This window comes from Helicobacter sp. MIT 05-5293 (genome assembly GCF_000765665.2).
In the GTDB taxonomy this organism is placed as follows: domain Bacteria; phylum Campylobacterota; class Campylobacteria; order Campylobacterales; family Helicobacteraceae; genus Helicobacter_C.
In genome coordinates, this window is the sequence record NZ_JROZ02000001.1 from 518,270 (window position 1) to 541,588 (window position 23,319).

The following is a 23,319-nucleotide window of genomic DNA, read 5'->3' on the forward strand; positions in this document are numbered from 1 at the left end:
TGGCTTTCTTTGCGTTAAAAACCACTATTTCCAATATATTTTGAAATGAACTCAAGCAAATTTTGGACCAAAAACAACGATAAAACACTTACTGCCAATGAAATTGTCAAAACCCCTTTACTTGCCAAGCAAAGATGAGAATCAAAGTTTGTTGATAGTGAATGAGGTTCTTTGACAAAGATATAAACGACAAGTTTGAAATAATAAAATGCTGCAATGGTGCTATTAATCGCCATAAAAATAGCGAGTGCGATATATCCTGCATCTAAGGCACTTGCCATTAAATACATTTTACCCCAAAATACTGATAATGGCGGTATTCCCGCTAGGGCAATCATAAAAACAGAAAGCAAAATAGCGAGTATAGGGGAAGTGTGAATCATACCGCTAAATTTTGCATAAGGGTGAGAGAAACGAGGGTGAAAAGTATGATCATCATCTTGCATCAGCCACAGAATCGCAAATGCTCCAATATTAGTGAAAAGGAATAAAAACCAATAGAAAAATAAAATTGTATGAGATTGATGCGTGTTAATGAGAATCGCTCCAAGCACAAATCCTGAATGTGAAATCGAGCTATAAGCAAGCATTCGTTTGACATCTTCTTGTATGAGTGCGATAAGATTAGGAACGCTCATTGTGAGAATCACAAGCGCATAAAGGACATATTCGATCCATACATTATCTGAAGAAATAAACACATCAAAGATTCTTAATGTTACTGCAAAAGTTGCGATTTTAGGTGCAATGGAAATAAAAGCTGCTAATAGGCTGTTTGAACCTTCATACACATCAGGTCCCCATGTGTGGAAAGGAACGACAGAGATTTTAAAGCCTAACGCACACAGCATTAAGATAAAACCAATAATGGCAAGTGGTGAGGGTTCAAAAGCATGCTGTTGTAAAAATTGCGCAATACCTATGGTATCGACACTTCCTGTTGCTGTGTAAAGTAGCATTGCTCCAAAGGCATAAAATGCTGTCGCGAGTGATCCCATTGTGAAATATTTGATCGATGCTTCAAAAGCACTTGAACGATTGTGTAACGCTATGAGTGCATAAAGAGATAAAGATGCGGTTTCTAATCCAAGCAAAATCAAGATGAGATTGTTGCTTGAAACCATAAAACCAAATCCTGCAATGCTAAATAAGAAAAGAGCATAGAATTCAGGTTTTTGGCATTCTGGCAAGTTTGTTTTGTTGATAAAAAGAGGAAAGAGCAAAAGAGCACTTGTAAGGATAATGATTTGTGTTAAAAGTGAGATTCCATCAACGAGTAAGAGATTAAAGAATCCTGAAGCATGATATGTTTCGATCAATACGCCTAGGATAAAGCCGAGATTGAGCAATACAAAAAGCACACTGATACTGACACACAAATCACGAGTATTTGATTTGTTAAAGATTCCAACACCTAAAATTACAATTCCGCCTAGGAGTGATATTGCCATGGGAATGAGTAGTTGAAAATGAAGTTGTGAAAATGAAAAGCTCATTAATTCTGGCATTTTAGTCTCCTAAATTTGGGATAATAAGAAGATCATCGGGTGAAGTGCGATTAAATTCATCTGGAATCTCAATAAGATTCTCTTGAGGATCTTCGAGGGTATCGGGAAGATGATTGCTTGTTTGGATTTTATGATAAATGATTTGATTGATATGCTTGATGCTGACATCAATAGGTTCTAAGAGTGGTTTAGGATAAACGCCTAGCCATACAATAAGCACTATAATAGGTAAAAATACAAGTTTCTCTCGTAGATTCAGATCATTTAAGTGGCGATGCTGATCCGAGACAGAACCCAAGAAGACTTTTTTAAACACACTTAACATATAAATTGCCCCCACAAAGAAGCTTGTCCCTGCAAGAAGTGTGATGATAGGATTAATTTGAAAGTATCCAAATAGTGCCAAGAATTCTCCCACAAAACCCATTGTGAGAGGCAGACCTAAGGCACTCATCATTACGATTCCAAAAATAGTAGTAAAATGAGGCATTACATTTGCTAGACCTCTGCAACTATCAATTTGCTGACTTTGGATTCTCTCGTATAAAACTCCTGCGAGCAAAAATAATGCTGCGACTATCACACCATGAGCAATCATAAAAAATACAGCACCACTCATACCTTCGATATTGAGGGAAAACACACCCAAAACAATGATACCCATATGTGAGAGTGAGGCATAAGCAATCAAAGTTTTGATATTGGTTTGTGCATAAGCAATCAAAGCTCCATAGATGACCATAATAACACATAAAATACCAATGATTAAGCTCAAATCATTACTGACAACAGGGAAGAGTGGCAATATAAAGCGCACGAGAGCATAAGTCCCCATTTTGCTAAGAACACCTGCGATCAAGGCTGACCCAACGATGGGAGCTTGTGTGTAGGCATAAGGTTGCCAAGAATGTAGCGGCAATAGAGGGATTTTGACAGCGACACCGATAAAGAATGCTAAGAATACCCAACCCTGTATGCTTAAATCTAAATCTATGGCATACCAATCTAAAAGGTTAAAGCTCCATACACCCGAAATAAGGAAATATTGATAAGCATAATACAGAATACCTATAAGCATAATCAAGGACGCACCAAAAGTGTAGATGAAATATTTTAAGGCTGCATAAGCGCGTTTTTCACCTCCCCATACACCAATAATATAAAGCACAGGTATGAGGGAGAGTTCCCAAAAAATGTAAAACAAAATCACATCAAGCGCGCTAAATACACCCATTACAATACTTTCTGTAAAAAGAATAGCAACAGCAAGGGGTGTTTTGATTTGCTTAAAGAAATAGATTCCTAGTAGTGTAATAAACGCATTCAGAATAATCAAAAAAAGCGAAATTCCATCAATGCCCACATCATAATTGATGCCATAAGAAGCAATCAGAGGAAAGTGAGAGAAAAACTGAATCCCGCCATAATCAAGATGAAATTCATTCCACAAAAGGAGTGTAAAAAAGAGTTCTGTTGCCGCAACGATGATAGCAAAGATTCTCGTATTTTCACTGCGCAGAATAAGGAGCAATAATGCTGCGAGCGCGGGAAAAAATATGATAATACTTAATAAATAGTCCATCAATTTACCTCCAAATAAAATACGCTAAACACAGCAAAACTAATATGAAAAGTCCCACAATCATTAGTCGAAGCATTTGGGTGAGATCACCATTTTGTATGCGTGAGAGTTTGGTGCCTAGTGTTTTGGCAAAATTTCCAACAGAATCTACAAAAGCATCAATCCCACCTAGCTCAATTTTTTGCCATAAGAAATATGAAAGCTTCGTATAGGGTTTGATGAATAGGGTTTCGTATAGTTGGGGAATGTAGTAATTATTGCTCAAGATTCTGTAAATGAAAGTTTCTTGCCAAAATGCTGAAAACCCGCCTCGTGCGTATTTGAAAATAGCAAAAATTGCCCCACAAATGACGACACAAAGTGTCCCTGCAATAAGGAGATAATGCGTATCATGTGCAAGAGCTGTTTGTTTAAAGGGCAAGACTTGCGAAAGAAAATCTTCAATTACCCCACCAAGCCCTGCAATAACTGCAAGAATCGCTAGAGGAAGCATAGCGAGCAACATATATGAATACGCTTCATGTGGGTGTTCATTGTGTCGTTTAGGGACAAAGAATACAAGCATTAAAAGCCTAAAGGAATAAAAGGCTGTAAATAGGGCGGTGATGAGCAACACTCCCCAAATAATCATATATCCTTCACTGAATGCGATTTCAAGTATCTTATCTTTAGAGAAAAAGCCCGCAAATGGATAGATTCCAGCAAGTGCCACAGATGCAATGAGCATTAGAATCATTGTGTAACGTAGTGGTTTAGATAAGCCACCCATTGATGTAATATCAAGTTTATCATTCATAGCGTGCATTACATTTCCTGCCCCAAGGAAAAGCAGAGATTTAAAAAACGCATGCGTGATAAGATGAAAAAGTGCCACCCAATATGCGCCAATCCCTGCTGCCACAAACATATATCCGAGCTGTGATAAGGTTGAATAAGCAATAATGCGTTTTAAGTCTTTATTTACTAAAGCCATACTCGCTCCAAAAATTGCTACAAATGCTCCTAAAGAGGTGATCCAGAATCCAACATCGGGTATCATTTGATATAAAGGATATGCACGGATAACGAGATAAACTCCAGCTGTTACCATTGTAGCGGCGTGTATGAGGGCTGAAACAGGTGTAGGTCCTTCCATTGCATCGGCAAGCCAAGTATGGAAAGGAAATTGAGCCGATTTTCCCATTGCCCCCACAAAGAGTAATGCACCAATCCAAATCAATAAGTTTTGGTCAAAGTCTTCAAATTCTAATCGTAAAAATACTTCTTCGTATTTAATGCTTTCAAAATACCATGCTATTAAGAAAATCCCTAAAATCAACGCAAGGTCAGCGATTCTATTCATCACAAATGCTTCGATTGAAGCAAAGTTTGCGCTTGGACGCTCATACCAAAAGCCAATGAGTAAGTAAGAGCATAGTCCCACACCTTCCCAACCAGCAAAAAGTCCTAAGAAGTTATCGCTCATCACTAAAAGCATCATTGAAAAAACAAAGGCACTCAAATAGCTAAAGAATCGATTGAATCCTGCATCATTTTTCATATAACCGATTGAATAAATATGCACCATTGTTGAAACAAGACTCACAACAAACATCATGCTGACGCTGATTCTGTCGATAATAATTCCAAATGAGCTATAAAAATTCCCGGCTTCAATCCAATTGAGAATCTCGAAGTTGATTGCGATATTCATACGGTAAGTGTAGAAGAGTAAGATGCTTGAAGCAAAAAGCGAACAAGCAATTAGCACACTTGAAATGATACCTATCCAAACATATTTTTGCTTCTGCCCAAATAATGCAGCAAAAACTGCACTGACCAATGGGGCAAATAAGGCTATATAAACCATTTGTATGAGAAATACGCTCATAACTTATCCTTTAAGTGTTTGAATCGTGTTAATATCAAGTGTGCGATGTTTTTTATACCAAATCACCACAAGCCCTAAACCTACTGCGATTTCTGATGCGGCAATAGCAATGATAAAAAGCGCGAAAATTTGCCCACTAAGATCATTGAGGTATGAGCTAACTGCTACAAATCCTACATTTGCAGCGTTGAGGAGAATTTCAGTAGAAAAAAATAACATCAAAATATTTTTTCGTTTCATCATACCAAAAAGTCCAATAGCAAACAAAATTGCCGAAAGCACCAAATAATGATTGAGTGTAATCATACAATCTCCTTTTTGGAGGATTTGAGAGAGAGGACAATACCTGCAACCATTGCGACAAGCAACATTAAAGCGGCTAATTCGAAAGGAATAAGGTATTTTGTGAAAATGACATAGCCTATCATTTGAATGTTGTTCATACTTGCAATATTGATGAGATGTTGAGAATCTGCGATTGATTCAATGTTATTGGCGATAATAGGCATACCAAGCACAATAACCAACATCAAAGCAATACCAAATGCTAGAATACAAGCGATTTTTTGATGTTTATTTGATTCTATGACGGGTTTGGAGGCATCAAAAAACATCATTGCAAACGCATAAAGTGCAACGACTGATCCACTATAGACAATGATTTGCACTACACCTAAAAATTCTGCATCAAGTGTAAAAAATATGCCTGAAATAAAGAGCATTCCACTTGCAAGGGCTGTCATTGCGTATAAGATTTGGCTTGAGCTTACCGCAATGACAAACATTATAATAGTAAGTGTGCTAAAGAGATAAAAAGCAATAGCTTCAAACATCAGATGCCTCCTTAGAATAGCTTAAGGGGGTTTTGCGTATTTGAGAATCTGCATCGGGAGAGATTGAGCCAAATCCGCTAAATTCTACAATCGAAGCATTTTTTTCAAGAATTTGATCTTTGCTACCAAAATGGGCTCTTTGCTCACTCGCATTTTCATATAAATCACTATGGACGATGGCGAGTTCTGGGCATACTTCTGCACACAATCCACAATAAATACAGCGTCCAAAATTAATCGTGTAATGATGTATTTTTTTGCGATGATCTTCGCCTTGATCTGTGATGATGCGGATACAATTGCTTGTGCAAATCTTTTCACACAACCCGCAACCGATACATCTTTCATTTTCAGATTCTAAAAGGCGTTGGAGCTTGTGAATTGCTCTGTATCGTGGGCTTAATGGAGCTAATTCTAAAGGATACTGAACCGTAACTTTAGGAGAAAAGAAAGCTTTTAGGGCATGACCCAAACCAACGAATAATTCAAGCTTAATGCTTGTTTGAAATGTAATGAGGCAACGTTTCAAGAAATTTTGTTGCAAACGTTGTGTGCGTGGAGGTAAAATGCGATAATCTGTCGTATTTTGTGGCATTAGATTTTTCATTTTTATTCCTTACAATAATAAAATGCTACCAGTAGCAAGGACATTGAGTAACGCCAATGGCAAGAGGATTTTCCAACACATTCTCATTAATTGATCAGGGCGCACATGAGGGAAGCTTGCTCTAACCCACATAAAGAGGAATATAAAGAAGCATACTTTGAGCAAAATCGCTATTCCTCCCGGGATAAAGCCCCAATCATTAAATCCTCCACAAAACATTAGGCTTAAAATAAAAGCAGTTGCAAACATATTAGCGTATTCACCGATAAAAAACATACCCCACTTAAGCCCGCTGTATTCGCTTGCAAATCCCGCTGTAAGCTCTGCCTCGTGTTCGAGCAGGTCGAAAGGTGTGCGGTTTAGCTCAACATACGCTGCAATAATAAAAAGCACAAAAGCTAAGGGTTGTTTGAAAATCAGCCAATTAAGCATACCTCCGGATTGGTATTGATTGATTTCGATTAGTGAAAGTGAGCCTATAATCATAAGCGGTGCAAGTAATGAAAGAATCGTAATGACTTCAAAGCTTAAAAACTGCAAACTTGCGCGCGCACCACCGATTAGAGACCATTTATTGCCCGAGCTTAATCCTGCTAAAAGAGGAGCATAAATACCACAAGAACCCACTGCAAGGAAAAATAGAATCCCCACATTAATATCAGCAATAATAGGGCGCACGGTGTGTCCAAAGAGCTCAAATTCTGGAAAAAATGGAATGGGTGCCATTGCTAAAAATGCTGTCATTGCCGCGATAGCAGGTGCAATGATAAAGATAGGACGAATAGCATTTTGAGGGATAATATCTTCTTTGGTAAAGAGTTTAATACCATCAGCAAGCACTTGCAATAAGCCATAAGGTCCGACATAGTTAGGTCCTAGTCGCCGTTGAAAGAATCCTAAAACCTTGCGTTCTAAATAAGTCCCAAACCCTGCTAATGCTGAAAATATAAGCAATAAAACAATAATTTTAAGCAGGGTTTCAATAATGTTTCCAGCAAAATCACTCATTGTTATTCCTTGTTTGAGATTCTAAGCTTAAAAGAGCATATCTTTGGTGAGCAAAAATCTTTTTTGCTCCCGTAAGTATCGGATTGACAAGATAAATTGGCTCATCAAGATAGTAGTCTATAAATACCTGCCCACTAACACAATGAGTAGAATCTGTAAGCGTGATGAAGTCTCCTTCTTGAAGATTCTGTTCTTGCATAAAAGATTTGCTCATATAAATGCCAACTTTATTTTGAATATGCTGACTTTTGGCAGTGTAGAGATTAAATTGTGAGGGAGAATGCAACATATAGGCATTGTATGTTTTCTTTTGAGGCAAGAGAAGTTGCTCATTAGATTCGGGGAGGTCTAAAGTTTGGGGGATTGTGATATTCTTGAAGCGATAACCCCGCAAATTTGTGCCGTCATTCAAGTAGCGATTCTCAAAATCATCAAATTCACAACCACAAATAAGGCTCGTGTAGTCTATCAAAAATTCACCTTTCATATCAAAAGCTTTAGCAATATCGCTCAAATCATAGCCATTAAAGGGTAGGGCAGGCTTTAAAGGCAAAATACGCGAATCAATGCTTGTATAAGTGCCTTCTATTTGATTGAAAGCAGGGAGAATAAAATCTGGTTGATAGTCTGAAGAAAAAGCAGTATGATTGTTAGAATCTTGCGAAATGAAATCAGAATCCATAATAAAATCACCTACATTACGGAATCCGATGGTATATTCTTGCTCATTTGTTTGAGGTAAGGGAGAGAGATCACAAATCATCGCTAAGCCAAGCGCATTTGCAAAAGGTGGGATAAGAAGAACTTTGAGATGCCCATCTTTTTGTAAAACCCCTAGAATCTTTGCAAATAATGCGCTTTGAGGGTGTTGGTATAAGTCATTTCCGATAATAAGAAGTGGCGTTGAATCAGCGTTGAAAAATGCTGATAAGGCTTGCAAGTCTTCATTGTTAATTTGTGAATCTTGCAACATTTGATAAAGAGAAGTTTCTTTAATTTCTTCGACTTGCTCGATAATTTCTTGGGGTGCTTGGTCTTGTGCATCATCACCTTGCGCAGGAATTTGTTTTTTGACTTCTTTGATAATTTTTTCTTGTTGGACAATATGAGAATCACAGATTGCTTGGAGATGCGTATATAATGACGAATCATTTGATTGATAGGCTTGTGTAGCTAAAGCAATACTTCCCAATGCGACAGGTAGCGCGTCAGAATGATAATGAATACTTCTAAGATTCTTGCTTAAACTACTCATTAGTGTGTCATGAATAGGGTGCATATAAATGACTTGCGAACCTTTGGTGAGTTTAAGTTTGTTGTTTAGCATATAGCGGAGTGTGGGCGCATTGTATCGAATCGCATCACCTAAAACAATGACATTTTGGGCATTTTTGACATCTTCAAGGTGAGAAAGTGTATTGCTTTGAGCGTAAGACAAAAAGGTATGGATAAAGTTTTTGAACGACAAAGCTTCATGGTTGTAAAGTTTGAGATTTAAAGATTTAGCAAGATGATTGAGCACGAATGCTTCTTCATTTGTGCTTTGATTACCAATATTAATGGCTTTTGCTTTTTTGAAAGCTTGAATCGCATCTTGTAGATTCTGTGTAGGAGAAGTGCTTGAGCATATATCATAAGCATATCGTCCTGCACCACAAATGGGATTAAAGTAAAAATCATTTTTTACGCGATAAATATGAGGTGTGCCTTGTGTATCACGATGACGCACTTCGTAAATGATCTTGCAACCCATTGCGCAATGCACACAAGTAGATTCTATTTTTTTGAGCTCCCACGCATTGGCTTTGTATTTAAAATCATTTGTGCTTAAAGCACCCACAGGGCAGACGCTGATACACTCACCGCAATCAAAACAAGGCATTTCTCCTACAAAATCAATCAATGCTTTTTGTTTCCTTGCCCAAACGCTAAGCGCATCTTTAGGCATCTTTTCTTTCCAAAGCGACATATCTAAAGGCTCTAAATCTGCTTTTTGTGCCTTAAGGTTGGCTTCGCCGAGATTATCTTTACAAGTTGTAACACATCGTTCGCACATAATACATAAATTTGGGTCATATACGGCTTTTGCCCATTGTTTATGTGGTTTATTGCTTTCTTTGATGCTGTATTCTTGACATTGCACATTCATTTTAAGAGTATAGTTTTGAAGCTCACATTCGCCGCTTTTATCGCATACACCACATTGGAGTGGGTGATTAACATCATAACTTTGCATAATCGCATTGCGCTCTTGATTGATTTCTGGCGTATGTGTGTAAATATTCATACCTTCTTTGGCTTTGGTGTTGCAAGAATAGCTGCGTTTTCCATCGGCATCTATCATACAAAGTTTGCAAGCCATCGTTGGAGAACAGCCTGAAAGATAGCAAATAGCGGGGATTTCAATCCCTTCTTTGCGGGCGATTTGCAAGATACTTTCACCCTCATTGCAAGTAATTTCTTTATCGTTGATATGGATAGTAATAGTGTTTTGACTCATCTTGCAATTACCTCGACTTTCTGATAGGGATAACCCACTTGTTGATAAGATTCTTGAGGGAGATAAAGTATCCCAATAGTCCCCTTAAGGTGAGAATCAATCTTTGCACAAGCCTCAAAAGATTGAGTGTGGCTTTTTAGTATAATGGGTTGTAAATCATAAAGTTTATTTTGCGGTGCAAAGAGCAAAGGAGTTTGAAGAATATAAGGTTGTGTTTCTGTAGGCACGATATAGATGACATTGCCATTAGATTCTGGGAGAGATTCACAAGGAGCAAATACGATATTTGAGCAATGCGCATTTGGGGTAATGGTCGTCTCAAGAGTGGGGATAACGATATGTATATTGAGATATTGTGCCAAAGTGCCAATAATATGAGCTATCTCTATAGCTTCATCGTGCATGGCAAGCTCTTCACCAAGTATCAATGTCATATCACTATTTTTAGGAATCTCACTCAATATTTGTAATTCTTCTTCACCAAGATTAGATTCTGAAGCAAGGAAACCAATGTCAAGATCATCAAGAATCTGTTTGATATGGGAGGCTGTGGAGGGTTGCTGTGTCTGTTGAAAAAAGTCTTTGCTTAGCAAAAAATAAATAATAAGCCACGCCACACCTAACTCTGTGCCTACTTCATAGCGAAAACAATGATTATTGCAAGAAGATTCTTGTGCAAATAAAGGGTGAAAAAGATATTTTTCAGAATCTTGCGATGCGTTTAAAGACGAATGTGTCCAAAAGTAACCAAAACTAATTATGTAAGGCGATTGATGAGCCATACAAGGTGTGATGGGTTTTTGGGCAATATTGGCAATCGTTTGAGCAAAAGAAATAAGCTTATTGCGCATTGCACTTCCTTTTAACGACTAATGTCCAATCCACTTCGTTAAAGCGCAGACTATTCATCAACTCATCATTACGAGTTTGGATACAATCAATGGCTTTTTGGACATTAGCAAAATCAGTCGCATCAAAAAGAAAAATAGCTACTTCGCCATCACTCATTGTATCAAGGAGATTCTCCATTTTAGATTCAAAAGTATCTTTTAAATGTCTTAAATCATATCGTGTCATCTTTTACCCTTTCCCTATCGATCCACTTCACCAAAGACAACATTTGTAGAGCCAAGAATTGTAGGAATATCAGCAAGATAATGCCCTACGAGCAATTCTTGTAATGCCCCTGTGTGATAAAAACTCGGTGAACGCACTTTGAGTCGGTGAGGGTAGGGCGCACCCTGTGAATTGATAAAGAATCCAAGTTCGCCTTTGGGGGATTCTGTCGGCACATAGGATTCTCCGACAGGCGGACGCATACCTTGCGTTACAAGCACAAAATGTTGCATTAAAGAGTAATTTTGCGTCATAATGTGTTCTTTTGGTGAGGAAATATATCGGGCATCTTTTGCCATAATTTCGCGCGGTGTAGAAGGATACATAGCAATAAGCTGTTTAAGAATCTTGAGTGATTCATAAATTTCTTCGATATATAATTGATAACGCGCATAACAATCCCCTTCTGTAGCGACAGGCACCACAAAATCAAGCTCTGAATATAGCTCATAAGGTTGATGCTTACGAATATCCCATTTGATTCCGCTACCGCGAGCCATCACACCACTCAAACTCCATTGTGAAACAAACTCTGCAGACACATATCCGACATTTTCAAGGCGAATGCGCCAGATTCTGTTTTGGTCTAGTAATCCTCGCACTAAGTCTAATGTTTTTGGCACTTCTTGTATGAATTTTTCCACGCTCTCAAGGAAGTTGTGCGGGAGATCAAGAGGCACACCGCCAATGCGGATTGCATTATGTGTAAGTCTCGCTCCGCAGTAATCTTCCATTAAATCCAATCCGTATTCGCGTTGGATAAAACAATAAAGGAAAATTGATAATGCACCCACGTCCATTCCATGCACACCGATAAAAAATAAATGTGAGATGACACGATTAATCTCTGCAAGCATCGTGCGTATGACTTTGGCTCGTAACGGGACTTCCGCGCCAATCAATTTTTCTACGCTAAGAGCAAAAGCAAGGTTATTGCTCGTTGCGGCAATATAATCCAACCGATCAGTCGTAGGCATAAACTCATTATATATCATATTTTCGGCAAGTTTTTCGACACCTCGATGTAAATAGCCAATATCGGGTGTGGCTTTAATAATTTTTTCATTTTCTAGCTCGAGAATCAAGCGAAGCTGCCCATGTGCAGAAGGGTGCTGTGGTCCAAAATTAAGAATCATCTTATCATTTTCTTGCTCAAAAAAGATATTTTCAAAGTTTGGTTTTAAACGTGTGTAGTTTTGCTTCATCTGCGTTCCTCAAGTTTTTTACTACTTTTAAATTGCTTCAATAAGGCAGGAGCATTTTCTTCTTGATAACGCACCTCAAAGCTTACAGGTGCAAAGTTTATCGTATCGCATGGATCAATTCTTGCACTATCTCGTTGCTCTTTACCGATGATAGAGCGGTAAGATTTGCCAAAAATTTTATCCACTTCATACCATTGTGCAGATTCATCGCCTTGTAATGGATAAGATTTTAATAGGGGGTGTCCCACCCAGTCTTTGGGCATCAAGATTCTTTCTAAATGTGGGTGTCCTTCAAAGATAATGCCAAACATATCATAACATTCTCTTTCACTCCAATTGGCACTTTTAAAAAGTGATGCGATTGAGGCGATATTTTGCCCTTTTTTGAGTTTTGTTTTAATCTTCAGACGTTTAGAATAGGTGTCTTCTATTTTAAGAAGAAGATAAAAGAGTTCAAATTCATTAGAATCCTCAATCTTGTCAATTGCGCTCATTTCTGTGAGTGTTTGATAACCCAAGGATTTTAATTCTTGAATGCAGGGGAAAATTTGTTGAGAATCTACCCATAAAGTCGCTAAGTCATTTTGAATATAAGCTTGATTGAGTGTCATTTTTGATGAAAGATATTTCCACTCTTCTTCATAAATCGTGCCTTCTATGGGAAGCATCGGGCAAGTAGGCGGAATATCAAAGCGAGGTGTATAATAGACTTTTTTTTGTGTGTTTTGTTTAGGAGGATTCTGTCGTATCATTTTTAAATTCCTTTATACTAAACGCTTTTTAATAACAGGAGCTTTGGCTTTTTGCTTTCGTATTTTTTGTTGCAATACCATTACTGCGTATTGAAGTGTTTCTGGACGAGGAGCGCAACCGGGCAAATAAATATCTACAGGGATAATGCGATCCACACCTTGCACGGTCGAGTAGGTGTTAAACATTCCCCCTGTGTTTGCGCAACTGCCCATTGAAATGACCCACTTGGGTTCGGGCATTTGATCATAGAGACGGCGGAGGAACTCGGCATGTTTTTTTGTGAGTGTTCCAGAGACAATCATTAAGTCGGCTTGTCGAGGGGAAGCACGAAAAATCGTCCCGAATCGATCTAAGTCAAAACGACTTCCACCCGTTGCCATCATTTCAATAGCACAGCATGCAAGCCCATAGGTAAGCCCCCATAAAGAATTGCTTCGTCCCCAATTGAGCAGCTTATCTACCGTGCTTAAAGCAATAGGTAAGCCTGCATTTTGTGTATAATTTACTCGATGCTCTGCCATGACAATGCTCCTTTTTTCCACGCATAGATAAAACCTACAAGCAAGAAAGCTATAAAACTTATCATTTCTACAAATACAAATATGCCTAACCCAATATGCTCGAATAATTTAAAATTTAAAGCCCATGGCACCATAAAAAGCACTTCAATATCAAAAAGAATAAAAAGCAAAGCAAGAATAAAAAAATGTGTCGAGATTCTGTTGGGCTGTTTGTTGGAAGTAGGACCACATTCATAAGTCGATAGCTTGAGCTTTTCACGATCTTTTTTAGCAAGCGCACGCGAAATAAAACGTTGCAAGCGTAGAGTCATCGGAAACGCTATGCTTACAAGCACAAATAGGATAAAGACGCCAAAATAAGGATGTTCAAAAGTCGCATGACTCATAAAATGCCTTTTAATTTGTTGTTGAGATTAATCGGTATTTTAATGTATAGATTCTGAAAAAAACGTCAATAAGTAAAAGAATCTTTTACAAAACAAAACTTGGTTACTTTTTTACTCTATGTTTGTATAGACTGCTTGGACATCATCATCATCTTCAATCTTGTCTAGCAGTTTTTCAATTTCTTGCATTTGCGATTCTGTAAGTGCAATCGGAGAAGTTGGGATTCTCTGCAGTGTAGCTTTAGAGACTTGTATATTTAATGTTTCAAAGCCTTCATTAAGCTTGCCAAAATCTTTATAATCTCCATAGGCGATATACGCATTTTCTTTATCTTCTGCTGTTTCTAATTCTTCCAAACCATAGTCAATCAATGCAAGTTCAATGTCATCTTTATTTTGCGTTGTCTCAAATTCAATCACACTTTTGCGCTCAAACATAAACTCAATAGATCCATTGGTGAGGACACTTGCCCCGGGTGTTTTGTTAAAATAGCTTTTGATATTAGCAATCGTGCGTGTGGGATTGTCTGTAGTGCATTCAATAAATATAAGCACACCATAGTTTGCTTTGCCCTCATAAGTGATTTCACTAAAAATACCTTCTTTCCCACTAGCGCGTTTAATGGCAGCATCAATATTGTCTTTTGGCATATTCTGTGTTTTTGCATTGGCAATGGCTAATCGTAGCTTGGCATTCATTGTCGGATCACTCCCGCCCTCTTTTGCCGCTACGGTGATAGCTTTAGCAAGTTTGGGAAAAACTTTACTCATTTTGTCCCATCGTTTTTCTTTAGCGGCTCTGCGGTATTCAAACGCTCTTCCCATAAAAAGTCCTTATGATATTTTTGGAGAGGTATTATACCAAAAACTTTTTAGTCTGTTACAAACTGATATTCATTCAGCAAAGAAATTATTTTGGTTTTGTCAAGATTTTCTTGAGGCTTGAAGATACCTAAAGTTTCTGTCTGATCGATGATGTTTAAAAATTCTAAAACAATATGATATTGAGGGCGATTAAAAAAATCATGAATGATAATCGTGCTATTGTGATGGCAGTGTAGTAGGGTGCTAAGCACACATGCCACACGAAAACGCCCATCGATAAAAAATGTGTCAATGTCTAGAATCTCTTCAGGAGGGAGTGTTTGAAAAATCCATTGTGAATACAGAGGGTAGTTTTCTCTTTTACTATCATCGACAGGGACACCCCAAGCTTTTGTTTTGCCAATATCAATATGATAGAATCTTAAGCGAGGCGATAAAGATTCTATATTATGGTCAGCATTAGGTATTTTAAGAGCGTTTGCGATAAGCTCATTTGTGCTTAATTGGTCAATAAACGAAGCATCAGATTCGATACTGATGACTTTGGTCAAAGTGGCATATAAGACTAAAAAAGTGCTCCCACCACAACCAAATTCTAAGTATTTTTGGGAAGAAAGTGTATGCTTTAGAAAAGTATTGATTTCCTTTGGAGAAGCATACATAGGAAGGAAGTGTTGAGTTTTGATTTTATGCCCCCCCCCCCGTTAGAAGTGAAGTAATCTTATTAAGAAAATGTTTTGCCATTATGTGTCCTTATCAGTGAAGTTTATTGAGAATCTTCGCGATTTCTTTTGTGTGATAGCTGATGATAATATCCGCGCCTGCTCTTTTGAAAGAAGTGAGTGTTTCTAATAACACCCTCTCATAATCAATGAGTCCTGCTTTTTGTGCATTTTTGAGCATCGCGTATTCTCCGCTGACATTATACACAGCTAAGGGCAATAATGTGCGGTCTCGAATATCACGCACAATGTCTAAATATGCAAGAGCAGGTTTTACCATTAAAATATCAGCCCCTTCAGCTTCGTCAGTAAGGCTTTCAAGAATTGCCTCTCTACGATTTGCTGGATCTTCTTGATAGGAATTTCTATCACCAAAGCTTGGAGCAGAATTTGCTGCATCACGGAAAGGTCCATAATAACCGCTAGCAAATTTTGTAGAATAGCTCATAATAGGAATATGAGAGAATCCACTTTTGTCTAAATAAGTACGGATTGTGGCAATCATACCGTCCATCATTGCGCTTGGAGCAATCATATCTGCGCCACAGGTCGCTAACACGATGGCTTGTTGTCCTAATATCTCTAAAGTCGCATCGTTATCAACACTATTTAATTTTGGGTCGAGAATCCCGCAATGCCCATGGTCGGTGTATTCACAAAAGCATAAATCCATCGTTACCATCATTTCAGGAAAATCTTTTTTAATAGCTTTTACTGCCCTTGCGATAATACTTTGATCACTTAATGCTTCACTTCCAAAAGAATCTTTATGGCTTGGCAAACCAAATAAAATAATGTGTTGAATACCCAAATCGCGTAATTCTTTGCATTCTTGCAATATTGTATCAATACTCATTTGATAAACATCAGGCATCGATGGAATTTCATTTTTGATACCTTCTCCTTCAATGACAAAAAGCGGATAAATAAATTGCCTTATATCAAGCTGGGTCTCTCTCACTAATGATCTTAAGGGAGCTTTAAGTCGTGTGCGTTTTAGTCTTCTAAACATAGGTTATTTCTCCTTTGTTAAGTTTATTTTAAAGGGCAATAGTTTTCTACCACACAATAATGAATGATAAAAATATTTACCCCGTCTTTGTGTTTGTAGCTAAATTTGAAACCTTGTGCATCAAGTGTATTTTTTATGATATACATACCTAATCCAAATCCTTGTGATGATGGCTTTTGGGGATTCTTAAAATAGGGCTTAAAATATTCTTTAAACTCATATTGCAAGGCTTGCCCCTTATTTGTCAGATAAAGTCTGTCATTTTTGATATACACTTGGACTTTGCCATCAGAGCTGTATTTTATGGCATTGTCTAAAAGATTCTTAATGGCAATTGCAAACAGGTCAAAATCGGCTTTAATCAAAGCATCAGGAGCATTTAGTGTAATAGGATCATCGGGTGTATTCTCATCAATCAAGAGCATTTCTTTGGTATGGTTGATCAAATCTTGTAGCAAAAACTCTTGTTTATTGAGGTGATAATTTTTTGAGCTAATTTGTTCAATTTTGGCAAATTCATTAATCAGCTCATTGAGCCGTGTGAAAGCAGAGCAAAGTTTTTGTTTTTGTGTAGTATCTTGCACCATTTCAGCGATGATTCTTCCTTTGGTAATAGGTGTTTTAAGCTCATGCATTATAGAGCGGAGAAGAAGACTTCTTGCTTCATTGAGGGATTTGATTTGATTAGAAGATTTGTAAAATTCATTTTGAAGCTCACCAATCTCATCTTTTGCGTTGGGATTATAATGTATGTTGGAATTATCACCTTCAGCAAATTGTTTGATATGCTCTTTAAGTGTTTTGAGAGGCATCAAACTCTTTAGCACGACAAAGAAAACAAAAGTGAGTAAAATGATGCCAACTAGCGTAATGATGTAGAAATTTTTATAAGATTTTCGCGATTGATCTTTGTATAAAATTGCCTCATCAGCTGTCTCAAGGAGGATATAAATGCCATCTGGGGTATTGACAGCTTTTGCAAAAATACCGCTAAAGTTTGAGGGTATTTTATTGACTTCTTGAAGCGATTTTTTAATATCATTTTCTACAGGAGAAAATTGCATTTTTTCAAGGTATTTTTTAATGAGATCAATATTGCCACCATATTGCATTATTTCATTGATCGTGATAATGTATTGATTGTAGCGGAATTCGGAAAGAAGATTCTCATTTTGGATATGATCTTCAATGAAATAATGCGAAATGGCAAAAAAGCTTAACAAAGTGCATACAAATAAAATAGTAATCTTAAAAAAAATCGAATGTTTGAATTGTAACATACTCTAAGCTTCTAATTTGTATCCCACACCTCGCACTGAAATGATGTATTGAGGATTTTTGGGGTTTTCTTCGATTTTAGAGCGTAGGCGTCCAATGATGACATCGATGCTTTTGTTAGAGCTTTCTGGATTGATAGATTCAGATTCAATAGCAATGGCTTCACGCGAAAAAACATGCCCTTTTTTGCTAATTAATAAAGTGAGAATCTCATATTCTGCTCGTGTTAATTCAAGTTTTTTATCCTTAAAAAAGACTTGTCGGCTGTATTTGTCGATTTTAAACACGCTGTCTTTTTCTTTGTCTTGCTCTTTAGTATTCTTTTTATTATAACGTCTTAAAAGTGATTGGATTCTTGCGACAAGCTCTTTTGGATCGTAGGGTTTAGAGATATAGTCATCAGCCCCAGATTTAAGTGCTTCGACCTTGTCATCGACATCACTCCGTGCTGAAGAAATAATGATAGGAATACTTTTTTGCTTCGCAACACGTTTGCACACTTCAAGTCCATCAAGATTGGGCAAGGTGAGGTCAAGTATCAGAATATCAAAATGCTTTGCATTAACTGCACTCATTCCTGTGTAAGGTTCATCATAATTAGTTACATTCATATCGTATTGTTTGAGATAACCGCTTATGATTTCTGCCAATTCTACATCATCTTCTATCATTAAAACTTCTAACATAAACTAACCTTTCATCAATAAGTAAGCTTGCATTCTATAATAAAAAACTTTTTTGATAGCTTAAAATTTGATTTGATAAAGTATGTTTTTTACGATAAATACCCTCAAAGTGGGGGCGTTTGAGGGTATTAATAAAGGTTTGGTTATCGGAAGTGAGTACCAAAAATATAAGGAGGAAGTTGGAGGGGGATAACCTCCTTCTGAGATGATACTCACAATGGTTAATCCATTACCTTGCCCTATCTCAATCGGGTCAAAGGCTAGAAACAATTTTAAATAACATTGTTAAACACAAATTTAACGATATTATTTTTTTAAGTCATTTATGCGTTCTTGCAATACAATAAGTTGGTATTCCAAAAAGTTGATAGTGATTGTGAGCTGGGATTGAATATCCTTATTTTGAGGTGCGTTAAGCCCTTCAAACAAAACCAAAAGCCGTTCTTGTAACGATTCTAAAAATTCACATTCTTCATTTGTCGCATAATAAGGCTGTGCAGGGCTAATTGAAAAATCATTAGGAGTTTTATTATGATGTGAATTTAAATCCGGTATTTTTGGATTTTGTAATGAAGAAGTATGCACTTGACGAATTTCCGAATCATCAGATTGAATTTGGGTCGGAATGTTGTCATTAGGGTTGGCAAGCTCATTGAGCGTCTCGAGAATCAAATCTTTTATTTCCATTGTAATAGCCACCTTTGAAATTGGATTAAATCTTGAGGAGATTGAGGTTGGGTGAAAAGTTTCTTTTGAGCTTGGTTGGTTGGAGGGAAATGTTTTTGTGCAAGCATGAGGCGTTTGATTGCTGTTTGAGATTCTTTATCATTTGGGTTTTCTAAGAGAATCTCACGATAAATTTTGAGTGCATCATCTTTAAGCCCATAAAGCTCATAAATAAAAGCTAGAGTAGTTGATTTGATATTCCCCATATCTTTTCCTCGCAGATGAGTTTTGTAAATGAGATTCTATAATTTAATTGTTTGAAAAACAATTAAATTAATGGCTGACATTCTCCTAATATTGAAGAAAATTTTTATCGCAAAAGCTCCCCGTATGAAGATTGCTAAAAGCATTTTTGAGTGATTTAAAGAAATCAGGTTGTTTGGCTTCCATTTCTTTTAAAAATTGTTTGGTTGTTTCTCGTGCATAAGGTTTTTTGTCAGAATCTAGCCAATTTATAGGGCAGTTGCAATCAGGAGCAATGTAGATGTGATTGTTAGCGATAAAGTCAATGATTTGCCTTTCTCTGACAAAGATTAAAGGTCGAATTACTTGCAAACCATTTTGGGCTTTGTAGATAGGAGGCATCGAACGCAAAGCCCCGTTGTAAGTAAGATTCATAAAGAAACTTTCAGCAGCATCATCAAGATGATGTGCAAGGGCAAGTTTATTGAATCCGCCTTCTAATGCTTTGGAATACAAAGCCCCACGCCTCATTCTTGAGCAAAAACTGCAATAAATCGTCCCCTCGCGTTTGTTTTGTTCGAGAATCTCATAAATATCTGTGCGATAAAGTTCATAAGGAATATTGAGATTCTCGCAATATTCAAAAATATAGTCGTATTCTCCACCTCTACCATAATCCACGGTGAGAGCCTTAAACTCAAAATTAAAAGGCGCATGTCGTTTCATATAGGCAAGTAAGGTTGCTAAAAGTATAGAATCTTTACCGCCACTTAATCCTAAAAGAACTTTATCATTTTCTTGTATGAGGTTATATTGCGCGTTTGTTTTGCCCACGACACCTAGAATCTTTTTACTGATAGTAGGCGTTTGAGTGTTTTTATTCTTTGTCATTTTTCTTGAAATAATCTCTATTGCGGTAGATTAGAAAAATCAAAAACGCTATAGTGATAGCAGCATAAATAATTTTTTCATTGTCGCTCAAGGATTATACCCTCCCTTATTTTTTGTTTAAATATTGCAGAATCTGATCTTCGTTGATATGTTTATCATCGTATTTAACGATAATCGTTTGCTGTGTGTGATTGATATACCATTCAATAACGCCGGTGATAGAATCAAGTGTATTAAGAGAATCTGCATCGTATGCTTGAATATCAAGATAAAGATTCTTTTGATTTTGTGGGTTAGTCAAAAATAATCCGAGAATCAAAGCCCATACGAGGCATACGATAGTAATCATAATAGAAAGGTGATACAAACCAAGACTCTCATAAAGCCACCCGCCACATATCCCTCCTAGTGCAGAGCCTACATAGCCAAGTGTTGTAAAAACCCCTAGTGCTGCACCTTTTTGATGCGCTTTGGGATAACGACTTGCTAAGGTTTGCATAATGGGTTCAAGAATGGCAAAACCAATAAAGAATGTTAAAACACCTGCTACGAAAAAAGCAAAATAAAGTGAGGGAAGCGACAATGCCATAAAAAAATAAGAAGCGATAAAGGCAAAGATACCTATAAGCATTGCACCTTTGAAATAACCTTTTTTTTGGACAAGCACAGATATTGGTCCCATGACAAGCACACCCAGACAAGCAGCAGGTGCGTAGATTTTCCAAAAATCACTACTAGGGATAGAAAATTCATTTTTTAATGCAAGGCTAATGCAGACAAAGGCAAAAATCATTAAAAATTTTTGCAAGAATGCGCTAAGATTCATCACAAGCAGATTCTTATTTTTAAGTATATCACTCATTTTATCTGTTTGAAAATGGTATTTGACATTAGGTGTATTAGGGACTTTGGCGTATAGGACGATGAGTGAAAGCACACACAAGAGGCTTGTCAGCAAAAAGAGTGCATTAAGCCCAAAATAGCTTGCAATAAGGGGGCTTAAAAGCATAGCAAGGATAAAACTAATAAAGATCCCAGCCCCCATGACAGCCATTGCTTTATTACGTTCTTCTTCACGCACTAAATCTGCAATTTGCGCACTTACTACCCCTCCAATCGCTCCTGCTCCTTGAATAAAACGACCTATAATAAGTGTAGTAATATCATCTGCGATAGCACAAACAAGTGAGCCTACCAAAAAGATGATAAGACCGATACCAATGATATGTTTTCGGTTGTATCGATCACTCCAAATACCAAAAGGAGTTTGAAAAATGATTTGTGTCAGCGCATAGCCTCCTGCTGCCATACCTGCTAAAAATGCACTTGTTTGAAATTCGTCGGTATAAAGCCCAATAATAGGCAATACAATAAAAAGCCCAAAAAAACGCAAACTAGAAACAATAGTGAGAGGAAAAATTTGATTAAACATCAAGCCTCTTGTTCGGGGAGATTCTCATAAATACTGACAGATTCTATAATATCGCCTTCCTTGATAGAATCAAGCACTTCAAAGCTATGTCGATCTTTGACACTAATAGCTCCAAAAACCGTGTGTTCGCCATCAAGATGAGGTTGAGGTGCAAAACAAATAAAGAATTGGCTTCCGCCGGTATCGCGTCCAGCATGTGCCATTGATAAAGAGCCTCTTTTGTGTTTATTTTTATTGTCTGCTACTTCGCATTTTACGCGGTATCCCGGACCTCCAACACCTGTGCCATAGGGACAACCGCCTTGTGCTACAAATCCCGGAATCACGCGGTGAAAAATTAAACCATTATAAAAATTATTTTGAGCAAGAGTGGCAAAGTTTGTAACATTTTGTGGTGCATCTGTAGGAAAAAGCTTAAATGTCATTGTGCCAATTTGTTGATTAGTTTTTGCACTTTTGACGCTTATGGTAGCGTATTGAAGTTTATTTAACGCATCTTCTTGAATCTCGTATATTTTTAATTCTTCTTTCATTGTTTTATGTTCCTCTGTAGTTTGGAGTAAAAATCCTAATGATTTTACCGATAATAGTTTAATATTATTTGAATGGAAGATTTAATGCTTTTAAAACAAACAAAAAAAATTATTGCAGGTGTGATGGTTTTGTGGATTGCTTATATCCCTTTTCTTATCGCTTCTGAAGATTCTGTAGAAGCAGTATTGGAAGACTATGAAAGTCCTCAAAAGTTATTTATGAATATACCTAATGCTCAAGAAGTGGAAAATACGCAATCTCAAAGCAATGAAGCTGCTAAAGTTAATTCTAGCAAAACAGATTCTGTGCAAAAAACCAAAATGCGTCCTCGAGATATTGCCACGCCTGTTGTGCCACAATGGATTTATAGCACAGCAATTATTGAGACAAACTTTAGTGATGGGTCGTTTAAAAAAGGGCTAGGGACATTATTGCAAAATGGATTCTATTTGACTTCTTCAGAGGTCGTTTATAATGGAAAAATTATGCCTAAAGCTATTTATGTCAAAATGCAAGACGATATGACTGCAAATTTGATTTGTGTTTCAAAACTTCAAGTCAAATCTGTTGATTTAGACGCAGGGTTAGCACTTTTAAAAGTTTCTCAATCTGTAGATGATTTTTGTCAGCTACGTCCGCAAACTTATTACCAAGACAGAATCTTTAAGCGTTATGGGATTGATGTTTTTGCCTCACATCGTGATATTGCACCTTATACAAAAGTCAATTATCCCTATTTTGATAAGATGTTTGTGTTTGTGCCTCAAAGCATGAAGATAGGAAGAGTAGCGACTTATTATGATTTTGATAAGCAAAAAGAGCAAGGCTATGGCTTTGAAATCAGCACAGATTCTTATGAAGAATATACTTATGGACGAGCATTTTATGATGATAAAGGGGGCTTTTTAGGTATGATGAGTCGTGCAGGTGTGGGATATGTGCCTGTATTTATTGAGCGTGATGTAGTGCAAGATTTCTTGTGTAATGCGCAAGAAAATGGAATCATTGATGATAATAATATAAAAAAATCGTGCCAAGTGTTAGGTGAAAATAGAAAACGCTTTTTTACCGATATGAAAGGTATGGCAAATTTTTATTAATCAAAAATAAAAATAAATCTCTTCAAGGGAATTTATTTTTT

General features: G+C 37.1%; 25 protein-coding genes. 1 reads left to right on the top strand and 24 read right to left on the bottom strand.

Annotation, left to right across the window (positions count from 1 at the left end; all coding sequences use genetic code 11):
* Positions 1-14: 14 nt before the first annotated feature.
* The 24 genes from nuoN to LS68_RS02730 all read right to left on the bottom strand — a co-directional run bounded on the left by nuoN (position 15) and on the right by LS68_RS02730 (position 22,177).
* Positions 15-1,508 carry an NADH-quinone oxidoreductase subunit NuoN gene (nuoN, locus tag LS68_RS02615; RefSeq protein WP_034370188.1) on the bottom strand — a complete coding sequence of 498 codons (1,494 nt, stop codon included), beginning with the start codon at positions 1,506-1,508 and terminating at the stop codon, positions 15-17.
* 1 nt (position 1,509) lies between these two features.
* On the bottom strand, positions 1,510-3,090 hold the full coding sequence (locus LS68_RS02620; RefSeq protein ID WP_034370191.1) for an NADH-quinone oxidoreductase subunit M: 1,581 nt from the start codon (positions 3,088-3,090) through the stop codon (positions 1,510-1,512).
* Positions 3,091-3,094: 4 nt separating this feature from the next.
* Positions 3,095-4,960 (bottom strand): NADH-quinone oxidoreductase subunit L, encoded by a 1,866-nt coding sequence (gene nuoL / locus LS68_RS02625; protein WP_034370194.1) that lies wholly within the window; start codon positions 4,958-4,960, stop codon positions 3,095-3,097.
* A 3-nt stretch (positions 4,961-4,963) separates the two neighbouring features.
* Complete coding sequence (gene nuoK, locus LS68_RS02630; protein WP_034370197.1) at positions 4,964-5,266, bottom strand: NADH-quinone oxidoreductase subunit NuoK; 303 nt, start codon at positions 5,264-5,266, stop codon at positions 4,964-4,966.
* Positions 5,263-5,793: an NADH-quinone oxidoreductase subunit J gene (locus LS68_RS02635; RefSeq protein ID WP_034370201.1), complete on the bottom strand. Its 531-nt coding sequence runs from the start codon at positions 5,791-5,793 to the stop codon at positions 5,263-5,265. Before LS68_RS02635 ends, nuoK begins: the two co-directional genes overlap by 4 nt.
* Positions 5,786-6,400 (bottom strand): NADH-quinone oxidoreductase subunit NuoI, encoded by a 615-nt coding sequence (gene nuoI, locus LS68_RS02640; RefSeq protein ID WP_241993650.1) that lies wholly within the window; start codon positions 6,398-6,400, stop codon positions 5,786-5,788. The genes LS68_RS02635 and nuoI overlap by 8 nt, the downstream gene beginning before the upstream one ends.
* Before the next feature lie 9 nt (positions 6,401-6,409).
* The gene (gene nuoH / locus LS68_RS02645; protein WP_034370204.1) at positions 6,410-7,408 is read right to left on the bottom strand and encodes an NADH-quinone oxidoreductase subunit NuoH; all 999 of its coding nucleotides are present in this window, start codon (positions 7,406-7,408) and stop codon (positions 6,410-6,412) included.
* The gene (locus LS68_RS02650) at positions 7,401-9,908 is read right to left on the bottom strand and encodes an NADH-quinone oxidoreductase subunit G (RefSeq protein ID WP_034370207.1); all 2,508 of its coding nucleotides are present in this window, start codon (positions 9,906-9,908) and stop codon (positions 7,401-7,403) included. Before LS68_RS02650 ends, nuoH begins: the two co-directional genes overlap by 8 nt.
* A complete protein-coding gene (locus tag LS68_RS02655; protein ID WP_034370210.1) occupies positions 9,905-10,759 on the bottom strand; it encodes a hypothetical protein in 855 nt (284 codons plus the stop codon). The genes LS68_RS02650 and LS68_RS02655 overlap by 4 nt, the downstream gene beginning before the upstream one ends.
* Positions 10,749-10,985 (bottom strand): NADH-ubiquinone oxidoreductase subunit E family protein, encoded by a 237-nt coding sequence (locus LS68_RS02660; RefSeq protein ID WP_034370213.1) that lies wholly within the window; start codon positions 10,983-10,985, stop codon positions 10,749-10,751. Before LS68_RS02660 ends, LS68_RS02655 begins: the two co-directional genes overlap by 11 nt.
* 14 nt (positions 10,986-10,999) lie before the next feature.
* The gene (gene nuoD / locus LS68_RS02665; protein WP_138090850.1) at positions 11,000-12,229 is read right to left on the bottom strand and encodes an NADH dehydrogenase (quinone) subunit D; all 1,230 of its coding nucleotides are present in this window, start codon (positions 12,227-12,229) and stop codon (positions 11,000-11,002) included.
* Entirely contained in the window at positions 12,226-12,981 is a 756-nt protein-coding gene (locus tag LS68_RS02670) for an NADH-quinone oxidoreductase subunit C (RefSeq protein ID WP_034370217.1), read from the bottom strand. Before LS68_RS02670 ends, nuoD begins: the two co-directional genes overlap by 4 nt.
* A 12-nt stretch (positions 12,982-12,993) precedes the next feature.
* Positions 12,994-13,503 (bottom strand): NADH-quinone oxidoreductase subunit B, encoded by a 510-nt coding sequence (locus tag LS68_RS02675; protein WP_034370219.1) that lies wholly within the window; start codon positions 13,501-13,503, stop codon positions 12,994-12,996.
* Complete coding sequence (locus tag LS68_RS02680) at positions 13,485-13,889, bottom strand: NAD(P)H-quinone oxidoreductase subunit 3 (RefSeq protein WP_034370221.1); 405 nt, start codon at positions 13,887-13,889, stop codon at positions 13,485-13,487. The genes LS68_RS02675 and LS68_RS02680 overlap by 19 nt, the downstream gene beginning before the upstream one ends.
* A 111-nt stretch (positions 13,890-14,000) precedes the next feature.
* The gene (locus LS68_RS02685) at positions 14,001-14,714 is read right to left on the bottom strand and encodes a YebC/PmpR family DNA-binding transcriptional regulator (protein WP_034370223.1); all 714 of its coding nucleotides are present in this window, start codon (positions 14,712-14,714) and stop codon (positions 14,001-14,003) included.
* A gap of 47 nt (positions 14,715-14,761) precedes the next feature.
* Positions 14,762-15,376 (bottom strand): hypothetical protein, encoded by a 615-nt coding sequence (locus tag LS68_RS02690; protein WP_052100209.1) that lies wholly within the window; start codon positions 15,374-15,376, stop codon positions 14,762-14,764.
* 94 nt (positions 15,377-15,470) lie between these two features.
* Entirely contained in the window at positions 15,471-16,448 is a 978-nt protein-coding gene (hemB, locus tag LS68_RS02695) for a porphobilinogen synthase (protein ID WP_034370225.1), read from the bottom strand.
* Between the two features lie 23 nt (positions 16,449-16,471).
* Complete coding sequence (locus LS68_RS02700) at positions 16,472-17,728, bottom strand: ArsS family sensor histidine kinase (RefSeq protein WP_034370228.1); 1,257 nt, start codon at positions 17,726-17,728, stop codon at positions 16,472-16,474.
* 3 nt (positions 17,729-17,731) lie between these two features.
* Positions 17,732-18,412, bottom strand: a complete 681-nt coding sequence (locus LS68_RS02705; protein ID WP_034370231.1) for a response regulator transcription factor — start codon at positions 18,410-18,412, stop codon at positions 17,732-17,734.
* Positions 18,413-18,718: 306 nt separating this feature from the next.
* Positions 18,719-19,099, bottom strand: a complete 381-nt coding sequence (locus LS68_RS02710; protein ID WP_034370233.1) for a hypothetical protein — start codon at positions 19,097-19,099, stop codon at positions 18,719-18,721.
* A complete protein-coding gene (locus tag LS68_RS02715) occupies positions 19,090-19,344 on the bottom strand; it encodes a hypothetical protein (RefSeq protein ID WP_034370236.1) in 255 nt (84 codons plus the stop codon). Before LS68_RS02715 ends, LS68_RS02710 begins: the two co-directional genes overlap by 10 nt.
* Before the next feature lie 85 nt (positions 19,345-19,429).
* Positions 19,430-20,212, bottom strand: a complete 783-nt coding sequence (locus LS68_RS02720) for an ATP-binding protein (RefSeq protein ID WP_034370239.1) — start codon at positions 20,210-20,212, stop codon at positions 19,430-19,432.
* A 106-nt stretch (positions 20,213-20,318) separates the two neighbouring features.
* The gene (locus LS68_RS02725; RefSeq protein ID WP_034370242.1) at positions 20,319-21,644 is read right to left on the bottom strand and encodes an MFS transporter; all 1,326 of its coding nucleotides are present in this window, start codon (positions 21,642-21,644) and stop codon (positions 20,319-20,321) included.
* A complete protein-coding gene (locus tag LS68_RS02730; RefSeq protein ID WP_034370244.1) occupies positions 21,644-22,177 on the bottom strand; it encodes a peptidylprolyl isomerase in 534 nt (177 codons plus the stop codon). Before LS68_RS02730 ends, LS68_RS02725 begins: the two co-directional genes overlap by 1 nt.
* An 84-nt stretch (positions 22,178-22,261) precedes the next feature.
* Here LS68_RS02730 and LS68_RS02735 point away from each other — a divergent pair, with 84 nt between their 5' ends.
* Complete coding sequence (locus LS68_RS02735) at positions 22,262-23,278, top strand: hypothetical protein (protein WP_241993651.1); 1,017 nt, start codon at positions 22,262-22,264, stop codon at positions 23,276-23,278.
* Positions 23,279-23,319: the final 41 nt, after the last annotated feature.